Source organism: Sphingomonas sp. C3-2 (genome assembly GCF_033025475.1).
Lineage (GTDB): Bacteria > Pseudomonadota > Alphaproteobacteria > Sphingomonadales > Sphingomonadaceae > Sphingobium_A.
Map to the genome: position 1 here is coordinate 2,896,765 of NZ_CP130322.1, position 13,318 is coordinate 2,910,082.

A 13,318-nucleotide genomic window follows, 5' to 3' on the forward strand; every position below is an offset into this window, starting at 1 on the left:
TGGATAGGTCAGACATATCTCTTACCGATGCTGCGCCGGCGCATGCGCGCCCGCGTGAGAGCTGTGGTCAGGTGCCGGAGCGGCGGCCTGATCACCCTGTGCCTTTTCCGGGGCTGCGCCGTGCTCGGCATGGTCCAGCTTGTGACCCGCCGGCGTGTCGTAGCTCAGGCCGTCAATGTCATGGATGGCGTCCTTGCCGCCGCCGCCCATGGCGTCGACGTGCATGACGTCCTTCATGCAGCGCTGGCCGGGGCGGGCGCACAGGTTGACGATGGCGTCGAACAGGGTGGGGTCCACATTCGCGTAACGCTGTACGGGCACCTTCTCGCTCGGCTTTTCCAGCACGACATAGGTCGGGCGATCGAGCGCGGACTTGCCAGTTTTCACGTCGCTCACCCACTTGTCGAAGCCGGCGGCGTCGAGCGAGTGGAAGCGGAAGCGCATGTGAGAGAAGCCAGCGCCGCTATAGTTGGCCGAGAAGCCAGCGAAATCGCCGGTTTTGTTCGCCACTGCGTGCAGCTTGGTCTGCATGCCGGGCATGGCATAGATCTGGCCTGCAAGCGCGGGCACGTAGAACGAGTTCATGACCGTCGATGCGGTCAGCTTGAATTCGATGGGGGTGTTCACCGGCGCGGCCAGTTCATTGACCGTCGCGATGCCCAGATCGGGATAGATGAACAGCCATTTCCAGTCCATGGCGACCACCTCGACCCGGAAGGGCTTGGTGTTGGGATCGACCTTGGTCTGCGCGTCGATGCGATCGAGCGGGCGGTAGGGGTCCAGTCGGTGCGTGCTCACCCAGGTAAGCGCGCCGAGGACGATGATGATGAGGAGCGGTACGGACCAGATGACCAGCTCAAGCTTGGTCGAATGATCCCAATCGGGATCATAGTCCTTTTCGGCCGCCTTGTTCGCCGCGCGATAACGCCAGGCGAACAGGACGGTCAGCACCATGACAGGGACGATGACGAGCAGCATCAACGCGGTCGAGATCAAAATCAGATCGCGTTGCTGCACCGCAATATCGCCCGACGGGTTCATCACGACCCAATCGCAGCCAGCGAGCGGCAGCAACAGGGCCGGTGCAGACCAACGGAAAATCCGCGTCTGCAAGGGGGTGATACACTTAGCCATGACGCGCGCCCTAGGACGCTGGCAAGCAAGTTGCCATTGGACACTTTGTCCAACTTGCTGCACCTGCAAAAAATGCTAGAGGCGTGGGATACTGCTTAGATTCTGCGCATTTTGGGTTATGATGCCCGAGTCTGGCCGCCTGCAGATAAAGATATCGCTTCGGCGGCTCGTACTAAGGAGTGGAGCCTATGAATGCGCAGGCCAATGCCTTCACTTCCACGCAGATGGAAGGGGACGCGCGCAAGATCAATACGCGAGATCACAACCCGATCTCGCCCGGTGATATTTCCGTCGGCGTCATAATCGGCCGGACGTCGGAATTTTTCGATTTCTTCGTTTATGCCATTGCGTCGGTGCTCGTCTTTCCGAGCCTTGTCTTTCCCTATGTCGATGCCCTGACGGGCACGCTCTATTCCTTCGCAATTTTCGCCGTTGCCTTCATCACGCGGCCGCTCGGATCGTTCATCTTCATGGCGGTCGACCGGAATTATGGCCGCGGCACCAAGCTCACCATCGCGATGTTCCTGCTCGGCGGATCGACCGCGGCGATCGCGTTTCTGCCCGGGTATGAAACCGTTGGCCATGCCTCGGCGGTGATGCTCATCCTGCTGCGCGCGGGGCAGGGGCTGGCGCTTGGCGGGGCATGGGACGGGCTCGCCTCGCTGCTCGCGCTCAACGCGCCCGAAAACCGCCGTGGCTGGTATGCGATGATCCCGCAATTGGGCGCGCCGCTCGGCCTGCTCGTCGCCTCGGGGCTCTTCGCCTATTTCGTCGCCGCGCTCTCGACCGAGGATTTCCTCAGCTGGGGCTGGCGCTACCCGTTCTTCGTGGCCTTTGCGATCAACGTCGTCGCGCTCTTCGCGCGGCTGCGTATCGTCGTCACCAAGGAATTCGAAACGCTGTTCGACAGCCGCGATCTCCAGCCCACGCGCATCGGCGAAACGCTGAAGAACGAGGGGCAGAACGTCGTGCTCGGCGCCTTTGCGCCGCTGGCCAGCTTTGCGCTGTTCCACATGGTCACGGTGTTCCCGCTGTCCTGGGTCTATCTCTTCACCCCGGAAAATCCCGCGCGTTTCCTGCTGATCGAGATGGTCGGCGCGTGCTTCGGCATCCTCGCCATCGCGGCCTCGGGCCAGCTCGCGGATCGCCTTGGCCGCCGCACGCTGCTCGCCTTTTCGGCGGCCGGCATCGCGGTGTTCAGCGGGTTCGCGCCGCAGCTGCTTGACGGCGGCTATGTGGGCGAGGCGCTGTTCATGATCCTCGGCTTCACGCTGCTGGGGCTTGCCTTTGGCCAATCCTCGGGCGCGGTCGCGTCGAATTTCTCGACCACCTACCGCTATACCGGGGCGGCGCTCACCTCCGATCTTGCCTGGCTATTCGGGGCGGGCTTCGCGCCGCTGGTGGCGCTCCTGCTTTCCACCCAGTTCGGGCTGGTTTCGGCGGGGGCCTATCTGCTCTCGGGCGCGATCGCCACGCTGATCGCGCTCTGGGTCAACAAGGGTCTTGCCCAGCGCATGACCTGATTGTCCCTGGCTGTCTTTGTGCATGCCCGTCGCCTCCCGGCGGCGGGCATGTTGCTGTCACGCGCCGCCGAACCTCCAGGGGGGGGGCGCTCGCCACGGCTGCCTGTGACGCCAGGCCGCCCCATTGGCGTCGATGCCAAGCCTTCGGCCCGGGAGTTTGCTTCCTGCAGGCCATGTTGGGCAACTTTCGGAACCCTCTTCTCGCTTTTTTTTGAGCGTGCCTTGTCTCGTATCCCGAAAGAATACATATAAAGTTATATGTACGGTATCGTACGTATATACATAATAAGTACAAAGTCGGGGACGTATGAAAACCTGTGGCCTTGTCGATGGGGAAAAAGACAGGATTACCAGCCCTATAGTCGTCAATGATGACGATTATGCGGCCGATCAGGCTGGCGAGCTGACGGCCTATAAGGCCGCACTCGAGGAACTGGCAATCGTCGCGATCTGCGACAGGAATGGCCGGATCAGCCACGTAAACGACCAGTTCTGCAAGATCAGCCAATATGAACGATCCGAACTAATCGGGCAGAAACACAGCCTGATCAATTCGGGCTATCACCCCCGCGATTTCTTCGCCGCGATGTGGAAGACGATCACCAGCGGCCAGCGCTGGCGCGGCGAAATCTGCAATCTTGCCAAGAATGGCGAATATTATTGGGTCGATACCACGATCGCGCCGATACTTACCGCATCGGGGCGGATAGATGGTTTTATTTCCATCCGGTTCGACATCACCAAGCGCAAGCTTGCCGAATCCGCGCTGATGATCGAAGTCAATCGCCGCGGCCGTGCCGAGGCGATGCTCCGCGAAATCGTCGAGACGATCCCCGACGGCATCGCCGCCTATGATTCCGACGACAAGCTGCTGCTCAGCAACCGCGCTTTTCGCGAATTCTATGCCGAGGCGGCCCCCGCGATCACCGAGGGGGCAAGCCGCGACAGCATCGAGCAATATGCCGCCCAGCACGGCCAGTTCCGCCCCCAGCCGCGCCTGCCCGCATGGGATCGCCCACGCCGCCGCAAGGGCGATGCAGCCAGGGCCAATATCCGCCAGTTGCGCGATGGCCGCTGGCTCCAGTTGCAGGAACGCCATTCGCAGGCCGGGCGCCTCATCACCATCTGCACCGATGTCAGCGGCATCAAGAATGCCGAGTTGCTGATCAAGCATCAGGCCGAACGCGATAGCCTGACCGGGCTCGCCAACCGCGCGACCTTCCAGAATGCGCTGCTGCGCGTGCTCGCGGGCACCGAACGCGTCAAGCCGCGGGGCGCGCTGCTGCTCATCGATCTTGATCAGTTCAAGACGGTCAATGACCGGCTCGGCCATGACGCGGGCGATGATCTGTTGATCGAGATCGGCCAGCGGCTTGAACGCGCGGTCCGGGGGCAGGATGTCGTCGCGCGGCTGGGGGGCGATGAGTTCGCGGTCATCCTTGGCGGGCTATCGACCCGTGCCGAAATGCTGGCGGCGGTCGAACGCATCCAGGCGGGGTTTCAAACGCCGGTCAAGCTTGGTCGCCGCGAGGTCTCGATCAGTTGCAGCATCGGGATCGCGACCTTCCCGCGCGATGGGCGCAGCCCCAAGGCGCTGCTCAAAAATGCCGATATGGCGCTTTATGACGCCAAGGCGCATGGCCGCAACACGCACAGTTTCTTCCGGCCCGCGCTGCGCGCACGCCTCATCCGCCGCGACGACATGGCCGATGCGCTGCGCAAGGCGTTGGACGATGGGCAGATCGACGTCGCGCTCCAGCCCCAGGTCAGCATGGCGAGCGGCGACATTGTCGGGTTCGAGGCGCTCGCCCGCTGGACGCACAAGGGGCGCGATATTTCACCCGCCGAATTCATCCCCGTCAGCGAGGAAAGCGGACTGGTCGGGCTGCTCGGCGATATGGTGCTCGACCGCGCGATGGCGCGGCTGATGGAACTGCGCGCCAAGGGGCTGGCGGGGCGCTGGCTCTCGGTCAATTTCGCGGCCGCGCAACTCAAGGCAGAGGGCTTTGTCGAACGCCTGTCGGAAAAGCTTGCACGCCAGGGGCTCACCCCGTCGGATCTTGATATCGAGGTGACCGAAAAGGTGCTGTTCGACAGCGCCACCGGCCGCATCCGGCAGACGCTGACCGATCTGCACGGGCAGGGGTTCAAGATCACGCTTGACGATTTCGGCACGGGCTATGCCTCGCTCTCGCATCTCCAGCAATTTCCGGTCAGCCGGTTGAAGATCGACCAGAGCTTCGTCCGCAACCTGACCGCCAATCCGATGAACGCCGCCATCCCGATCGCGATCGTCAATCTCGCGCATAATCTGGGGATGGATGTGGTGGCGGAGGGGATCGAGACGCGCGCGCAGTTCGACATTCTGAAGCAGCATGGCTGCGATTTGGGGCAGGGCTATCTGCTCGGGCGGCCCCTGCGCGGGGCGGAACTGACGGGGTTCGCGACGGCCAATATCGGTGGGGACGCGGCTGGCTAGATTTTGAACCAGCAGCATCGATCGGACATTTTTGGGGGAAGTGACGATGAGTAAATTTGTATTTGATCTGGACCGTAGATTGGATTTCTTTGCGCTGCAGCAGCACGGCGAAGATTTTCCGGCGATCCTGCAGGCGGTGAAGCGGCATGCGCCCGCTGCGCTCGACCGTTTTTACGCCAAGGTCGCCGAGACGCCCGAGGCCGCGGCGTTCTTCACCTCGCCCGAGATCATGGCCCATGCGCGCCAGAAGCAACTGGCCCATTGGCTCGGCCTTTTCTCGCAGGAAATCGGCGAGGACTATCTCGCCAGCGCAGAGACGATCGGGCGTGTACACAGCCGGATCGGGCTCGATGCCAGCCTGTATTTCGGCGCCTATGCCCAGATTCTGGGGGATCTGATCGAAGCGGTCGTTGCGGGCTCGGCGGTCGGGCGGATGCCCGGCGCGCGCAAGCTCTCACGCACCATCGCGACCTTGGTCAAGGCATCGCTGATGGACATGGACATCGCCGTCACCGCGATCTTCCAGGCACGCGCCGACGCGCAAAAGGATGTCATCACCCAGCTGGGGCACACGCTCAACAGCCTGTCACGCGGTGATTTTTCGGTCGATGTCCCGCGCCTGCCCGAAGATTATGCGCATCTCCAGCATGATTTCGAGACGATGACCGATGCACTGCGCGCAACGCTCCAGTCGGTGGCGCAGGCGACCGACCGGATCGACGCCGCCGGGCGCGAGATGAGCGGCGCCTCGGCCAATTTGTCCTTGCGCACCGAGCATCAGGCCGCCTCGATCGAGGAAACTGCGGCTGCGATCCGCGAGGTTACCCAGTCGGTGCGCCAGACGGCGGACGATGTCGTGCGCGCCAGCCGCGCGGTCGACGAGGCGCGCTCGGATGCACTGCAGGGCGGCTGCATCGTGCGCGAGGCGGTGACCGCAATGGCCGCGCTCGACGAATCTGCCGCGCGCATGGTGGAAATCGTCGGCGCCATCGAAAGCATCGCCTTCCAGACCAACCTGCTTTCCTTCAACGCCAGTATCGAGGCGGCGCACGGCGATGAACATGGCAAGGGCTTTGCCGTCGTCGCCGATCAGGTGCGCGGGCTGGCGACGCGGTCGGACGACGCCGCCAAGCGGATCAAGCTGCTGATTTCCGAAAGCGGGCGCCACATCGCAGCAGGTTCGCGACTGGTGGCGCAGGCGGGCGAGGCGCTTGACCGGATCATGGAACGCGTGGGGGACGTGTCGACACTGGTCGGCCAGGTGGCGCATAATTCCGAGGAACAGGCGGGCAGCATCCAGCAGGTGAACATCGCGGTCGCGGGGCTCGATACGCTTACGCAGCAGAACGCGGCCATGGCCGAACAGGCCAGCGCGCTCACCCGCGGGCTGGCCGACGAGGCGCATCAACTGTCGGCGCTTGTCGAACAGTTCGAGTTCGGCGACGCGATCCTGCGCGACCGCGCGCACGAGGCCTTTGCCCCGAACGCCCTCAACCCGGTTCAGAAGATCGCGGCGTCACCGCTTCTGGCGAGGAACGACGCATCGTGAACCGCGCGGTAGCAGCTGCAGGCATGGTCCTGCAGCGCTGCCCGGTCGACAATTTCCAGCGATCCGCGCGAATAATGGATGGTGTTTGCGCGCGACAGCGCCGAACAGGCCTCGCTCACCGTCGCGCGGCGCAGGCCCAGCGTATCGGCCAGCGCTTCCTGCGTCAGGTGGAAATGATCGCCCGACATCCGGTCGCGCGCGTGCAACAGCCAGCGCGCGACCCGCTGTTCGGCCCCGTGCAGGCTGGAACACGCCACCGAATGCATCAGCTGGACGATCAGCGATTGCGAATAGCTGAGCATGATCTTGCGCAGGCATTCGAAGCGTTCAAACCCCTCATTGAGGTCGGCGATCGACAGCCACGACGCATAGCCCGAAATCTGCACGACCGTTCGCCCGATCGCGTTGCTGCCGCCCATGATGAGCGGAAAGCCGACAAAACCCTCGCGGCCGATGGACGCTTCCTCCACCGAGCGTTCGTCGATCGTTTCGGACATCAGCGAGATCACGCCGTCATGCGGAAAGATGACATGGGTAAACGGCGCGCCGGCTTCGTGGATCAGCTCCCCCGCCACGATCTTGCGCGTATCGAGGCGCGGCCACAGGAAATCTCTGGCCCGGGGGCGCGCAAAGGCGAGGATCCGATTGGGAATGGCGTCTATCGAAAGGGAAAGGAGGAGCGAATCCACGGAGCCTCGTCGTCTTTTTACATTCTTTATATATCACGATGCCGGAACCAGCTGGCATCGCAATAGCATTTGATTTGCCGCTGCCCGCACCGCCCGAAAATGTCATCAAAAAAAAAGGGCCGGCGGTGAAGCCGGCCCCAGTTAAGCCATCAGGCGCGAAGGGGTGCGCCAAACAGCGTTGATCGGGCAAGGATCAATATTGGAACGTCAGTTCGAGCCCGTAGGTACGGGGTTCGCCGAAGATCGCGCCGGGCAGGCCGGTCGCGAAGTGAGCGACATAATATTCCTTGTCGGTCAGGTTCTTGGCGAAGGCCGACACGCGCCAGTTGCCGAAACCAACCGGGATGTCGGACAGCGTCAGACGGGCGTTGAGCAGGCCGTAGCTGCCGATCACGTAGCGCGCATCGCCGGTCGCCGTCGATTTCTTGCTCTGCAGGAAGTAATCGATATTGGCCGTCAGCGAACCGATCGACATTTCGGGGAAGGCATATTCCGCGCTGGTCGTCAGGGTGTGCTTCGGGGCTTCGACGAAGGTGAAGTCGGACGTGATGTTGGCGCCGGTCAGCGGATCGATGATGCGCTGGAACTTGGCATCGAGATACGCATAGTTGGCCGAAACGGTAAGCGCCGAGGACGGCTTGGCGGTCAGATCCAGTTCAAAGCCCTGGATGCGTGCCTTGCCGGCGTTGAAGATGTCGGTGTCCTGCGGACGGCTCGGGTTGGTCTGAACGTTGGTCTGGATATCCTTATACTGCGAACGGAACACCGCGAGGTTCGCGCGCAGACGATTGTCCAGCCAGCTCGACTTCACGCCGAATTCGAGCGAGTCGAGCGTTTCGGGGCCGAAACCGGCGTTGAAACGCTGGGTCGTGGTTGCCCGCAGGTTATACCCGCCGGTCTTATAGCCCATCGCATATTTGGCGTAGACGTTGACGTCGGGGTTGACGTTGTAACCGAGCGTGAGGCTCGGGCTGACATCCGAGAAGTTGTTCTTGCCAACGCCGGGGACATCCGCCGTCGCGGTGCCCGTGGCGAGGATGGTGTTGATCGAGGCGCGCGTCGCTTCGCGTTCGTCGCGCGACCAGCGCAGGCCACCCGTCAGGTACAGACCTTCCAGCGACGACGGACGCAGCGTCACCTGACCATAAGCCGCATAAGCGCGGTTGTGGATCGTGGCGGCGCGGTCGTTGCGATAGGTGTTCGGGACGAGCGTGTAATCGGCGCTGTCGCCCTTTTCGTCGAAATAATAGCCGCCGACGACATATTCGACCTGGTTGTCGAACAGTGAGCCGACGACCTGGAGTTCTTCGCTGAACTGCTTTTGCGACTGGTCGAAACCGGTCAGGAAGAAGGGGTTCACGTTGCCGACGGCACCGGTCAGATAGTTCTGGTTGGTCTCGTTCGACAGCTTGCGATAGCCGGTGAGCGACTTGATCGTGATGTCGTCCGAAACATCCCAGGTGGCGGTGAAGTTATGGCCCTGCGACGTAACGTCATTGGCCGCCAGGCCGCGCACGTCCGGCGAACCGGCGGTCGGGCGATCGACGGTGTTCGGGTAGAACGGCGTCATCGTGATGAACGGCGGCGTATCGTTGATGTCCGAGCGGTCATAGCTGTAGCGCAGGTCGAGATTGTCGGTCGCCTGCCAGCGGATGGCGGCGCGATAGGCGTCACGACGCTGATCGCCCCAGCGCTTCACGCCAGTACCCGGATTCTTGATGAAGCCGTCCTTCTCGCTGTGGAGATAGGCGAGTTCGACGGCCACGGTGTCGCCGATCGGCACGTTGATGCTGGTGCGCGTGCGGAACTGGTTATAGTTGCCGACGGTCAGCACCTGCTTGGCGCCGAATTCGCCAAGGCGCGGGGCCTTGGTGATGTAGTTGATCGCGCCGCCGGTGGCGTTGCGGCCATAGAGCGAGCCCTGCGGGCCGCGCAGCACTTCGATCCGCTCGATTTCGGCGATTTCGGCCGAAAGGCCCTGGCCGCGTGCGATGTAGATGCCATCGAGATAGACGGCGACGCTGGGGTCGACCGTGATCTGATCGTCATTGTTGCCGACGCCGCGGATGAAGACGCGCGCGGTGGTCGCGCTGTTGGGGTGCGGGGTTACCTGAAGGCTGGGCACCTGCGAACGCAGGTCGCTGATGTCGACAATGCCCTTCTTCTCAAGCTCGAGGCTGCCCATGGCAACGATCGAGATCGGGGTCTGCTGCAGCGATTCCGAGCGCTTCTGCGCGGTAACCACGATTTCTTCCAGCCCGGTATCCGCCGGGGCTGCGTCCTGCGCCAGCGCGGGCGACGAAACCGCCGCCGCCAGGCTCAGCGCGATGACATAACGCGAAACTGATCCGTTCATTCCTAACTTCCTCCCTGTCCGGCGCTGGTCGCGCCGTAAGTGCCGCCGCTCCCGTACGAGGCGGCTTCGTATCTACCCTGTGGGTGGATCGGCCGGTTTGTCCGGCCGTTATTGTTGCTTTTGTGGTCGATGGGCGCCGCTTTCGCGGCGCCCGGTTTTACCGAACGACCAGGCTGATCGGTGCGGACGTCAGGTCCACGCCGTCGAAGATCTGCTCAAATGCCTTGATGCCATTGCCCTTGATGCTGCCGGCCTTGGCCAGCGCGGGCACGGTGTCGGCACCCGCCACCAGTGCGCCGAGTGCCGCGCGGTCGAGCGCGACGACGGGCAGGTCGCCGGCGGGGCCGGGGCGGTACTTCATCGTGCTGTTGCGCAGTTCGAGCAGCCAGGGCTGTGCCTCGCCGGGCAGCGTCAGCGCCACGCGAAGATCCTGCTTGCCCGCACGCTTGGGGTCGACGCGGTAGCGCAGCTGTTCCAGCATCAGGCCGACCGGCATCTTGCGGATATTGTCGGCGTTCATGTAGCGCGCGGTCAGCCCTTCGGTCTTCAGCTTGCCCTCAAGCTCCAGCGCACCCATCAGATAGAAACCGCGGCGGCTGGAATTATAGGTGGCATAGCCAAGCTTGCGGAAGGCGGCGGCCTTCAGGCGGCGGGCATCCATGTCCTCGCGGTTCATCGCGATCAACATGGTGGTCAGCTCGGCCGCCCACTGCGCGTCATTCGTCTCGAATGCCTTGGCCGCGGTTGCCAGAACCTTGTCGCGGCCACCCATCATCGCCACTTCGCGGCGGGCGCGTTCGGCGCGGGGCGTCGGGGTAAAGTCGGTCGCATCGCCCGAGAACCAGCTGATATAGCCGACATAATAGCTGCGCGCCGCATCGGCGGCGGTGCCGTAATATTCGGTCGTATAGGGTTCGGACCGCAGATAATCGGGCAGGGGCCCAAGCGCATCGGGCAGCTCGTTTTCGGGGATGCCCTTGTTGATCAGCCGGATCGTCTGGTCATGGGTGTACTGGATCGCATCTTCATATTGCGCCAGCATCGAACGGATCTTGGTCGCGCCTTCCACCACGGGGCCGTGCAGCGGCACCATGAAGTTCGCGTCGAACGCCTGCATCCGGCGCAGCGCGCCCACCCAGCGATTGGCGTCGCGCATCTTGGTGCCGCGCAGCGAATGCAGGTTGGGGAAGGTCGGGCCCTGTACTTCGTCGCCCGAAATCAGGATCTTGTGCTCGGGCAGCCAGACCGCGATGTGCGATGCCGCCTCGCCGCCGGTGTGGAACATGTGCAGCTTCACGCCCGCGATTTCCTCATCGCGCGCACCGTCCATCTCCACGAACTGCGACGGGGGGATATAGCCGGATTCGTTCTTGCCCGCTTCCTGCAGCGCGCCGCAGCAGCCGACATGGAAGTCCGCACCTTCGGCGCCGCTCAGGCTGAAACCGTACATATAGGCCGCGCGCGTCGCCACGATCGGCAGCGTCGCAATGCCCTCGTCGGACAGTTCCTTCAGGAAATTCGATGCCGCATAGATCGGCACCTTGCCGCTCTTCACGTCCTCGACCGAAACGAACACCGAGGCGCCGTTCACATGATCGGGGTGGTGGTGGGTAAAGATCACCGCAACCACGGGCTTGGTGGATACCTCGGCGCGGATCTTGGCCAGCGCGGCGGTGGCGATGTCCTTGTTCATGCCCGTGTCGACGACGATCAGGCCGTCACGGCCTTCGATCACGACGACGTTCATGCCCTGGAATTCGATCTGCCAGACCGGGCCGTTCGCCACGCGCGTGACGCGTTCCTGGAACATCTTGGCATGCGCCGTGAAATTGGCCGGCGCGGAAAAGGGAACGTCAAGGTTGCCCATATGGTGATCGCCATGCGCGGCAACAGGAACGCCTGCGCTTGCCAGCATAGCGGCTACCGCACCGCGATAAAGCCACTGCGCAGCCCCCTTGGGCGCTACTGCGCTACGACCGGCCAATTGATTGGGCATCCAACTCTCCTTGATTTGCGGCGCTTGTATCGTACGAAACCGCATCGTACAATATGGCGATGAAGGATTTGTCGCAAACATCTTTGGGTCTCGGAAAAAGCGGGAAAACCGGGGCTTCTGGGGCGGAGGGGCGGCCAAATGGCTAAGCTTGTGATCGCCCAATGATTTCTATAGGACTGCCATCCGGTAATGGCGCATCGCGCGGGGGCGCGGCCAACGGGCGCGGATCACGGACGACACCAATGTGTGGTTGTCCGTCTCGCACGATTCTCATAACGGCGTGCGCGCAGTGGATAGTGGTGGCTGAAATGGGGAAGGCAGGGTGAGCAAGACCGATCGTCGGCCCGCCGAAACGCGCCCCGATGGCCGCACGCAGATTCTGAACGCTGCTGGCGAAGTCTTTTTTCGCGAAGGCTTTGCGCGTTCCAGCATCGATCTGATCGCGGCCACGGCGCATATGAGTAAGCAAAGCATCTACGAGCATTTTGCCAACAAGATGGAATTGTTCGAAGCCGCTGTGCGGCGCACGCTCGATACACGGGGCGGCGCACTTGCCGAGGTTGTCGCCCATGACGATGTCGAACGCACTTTATGCGATTACGGCACGGCGATGTTTCAGAGCTTTGCGCATCCCCGGGGTTTTGGCCTGTTTCGCGCCAATATCGTCGCGGCCAATCATTTTCCTGAACTGGCCGATGAGTTGCACGAACACCGTCTCGCCTCGGCCGGCATTCTTGGCGACTATTTCGCCGAGCTTGTGGCATCGGGGCGTTTTCCCGCAGTCGATCCGATGGCGACGGCGATCCGTTTCGGTGGCGGCGCGGTTGAGGGGACGCGCTATTTTCTGGGCGCGCCGATTCCTGATGACGCGGCGATCGAGCGGCTTGCTGCGGAATCGACGCATCTGTTCCTGCACGGCTATCGCGAATTGCCGGCGAATGAGGGCATGGCGGAACTCGAGGATATTCTGGCATCCGTCGAAGAGCCGGTGCTTGGCGCCAATGTCGCGCTCCGGCTGTCGGACGACAAGCTTTCTCGCCTGATCGAGGCGGCGACCGACGAGTTTCTCGAAAATGCCTATACCGGCACCAGCGTGCAAAAGATCGCCGCACAGGTGCGTTCCAGCAAGGCGACCGTCTATCGCCAGTTCGGCAACAAGGAAGGGTTGTTCCGCTATCTGATCGAGCGTGAGATATTCCTCTCCAGCCAGGCGGACTTCACCGTGCCGGAACGGACCGATGCCGTACAGGCGGTCACCGATCTGGCGCGCCAGGTCCTCGACTGGCATCTTACTACCGCCAATATCCGCACGCACCGGCTGCTCATTCAGGAAGCCGATTTCGTGCCCGATCTGGCCCGCAAATTCTATGATGTCCGCGCTGCGGTCGTCGCGCGGGCGCTGGATCGGCTGCTTCAGGCACACGGCCTGCCACGCCCGGCCACTCATGCTGCGCGCGCATTCTATGTGCACGCCACCTTCGCGGTCCGTTTCCTTACGGTCCGGCAATTTCCGGAACCCGCGCAGCGCGACGCCTATTCGCGCGAAGCGGCCATTCTGTTCCTGAAGGGGATCGGCGCCACTGCGGCCTAGG

General features: G+C 62.7%; 8 protein-coding genes. 4 read left to right on the plus strand and 4 right to left on the minus strand.

Features of this window, described 5'->3' with window-relative positions; genetic code table 11:
* Positions 1-21: 21 nt before the first annotated feature.
* Positions 22-1,134 carry a ubiquinol oxidase subunit II gene (gene cyoA / locus QYC26_RS13945; protein ID WP_317512827.1) on the minus strand — a complete coding sequence of 371 codons (1,113 nt, stop codon included), beginning with the start codon at positions 1,132-1,134 and terminating at the stop codon, positions 22-24.
* Positions 1,135-1,322: 188 nt separating this feature from the next.
* Here cyoA and QYC26_RS13950 point away from each other — a divergent pair, with 188 nt between their 5' ends.
* The 3 genes from QYC26_RS13950 to QYC26_RS13960 all read left to right on the plus strand — a co-directional run bounded on the left by QYC26_RS13950 (position 1,323) and on the right by QYC26_RS13960 (position 6,685).
* Positions 1,323-2,657: an MFS transporter gene (locus QYC26_RS13950; protein ID WP_317512828.1), complete on the plus strand. Its 1,335-nt coding sequence runs from the start codon at positions 1,323-1,325 to the stop codon at positions 2,655-2,657.
* Positions 2,658-2,964: 307 nt separating this feature from the next.
* Entirely contained in the window at positions 2,965-5,136 is a 2,172-nt protein-coding gene (locus QYC26_RS13955) for an EAL domain-containing protein (RefSeq protein ID WP_317512829.1), read from the plus strand.
* Between the two features lie 46 nt (positions 5,137-5,182).
* On the plus strand, positions 5,183-6,685 hold the full coding sequence (locus QYC26_RS13960) for a globin-coupled sensor protein (RefSeq protein WP_317512830.1): 1,503 nt from the start codon (positions 5,183-5,185) through the stop codon (positions 6,683-6,685).
* On the opposite strand, the gene QYC26_RS13965 is transcribed toward QYC26_RS13960, so the two are convergent.
* From QYC26_RS13965 to QYC26_RS13975, 3 genes are all read right to left on the minus strand, one after another.
* Entirely contained in the window at positions 6,637-7,374 is a 738-nt protein-coding gene (locus QYC26_RS13965; protein WP_317512831.1) for a Crp/Fnr family transcriptional regulator, read from the minus strand. The genes QYC26_RS13960 and QYC26_RS13965 overlap by 49 nt on opposite strands.
* 193 nt (positions 7,375-7,567) lie before the next feature.
* Positions 7,568-9,730 carry a TonB-dependent receptor gene (locus QYC26_RS13970; RefSeq protein ID WP_317512832.1) on the minus strand — a complete coding sequence of 721 codons (2,163 nt, stop codon included), beginning with the start codon at positions 9,728-9,730 and terminating at the stop codon, positions 7,568-7,570.
* Between the two features lie 157 nt (positions 9,731-9,887).
* Positions 9,888-11,726: an alkyl sulfatase dimerization domain-containing protein gene (locus tag QYC26_RS13975; RefSeq protein ID WP_317512833.1), complete on the minus strand. Its 1,839-nt coding sequence runs from the start codon at positions 11,724-11,726 to the stop codon at positions 9,888-9,890.
* 322 nt (positions 11,727-12,048) lie between these two features.
* On the opposite strand from QYC26_RS13975, the gene QYC26_RS13980 reads away from it, so the two are divergent.
* Positions 12,049-13,317: a TetR/AcrR family transcriptional regulator gene (locus QYC26_RS13980; RefSeq protein WP_317512834.1), complete on the plus strand. Its 1,269-nt coding sequence runs from the start codon at positions 12,049-12,051 to the stop codon at positions 13,315-13,317.
* Position 13,318 lies beyond the last annotated feature (1 nt).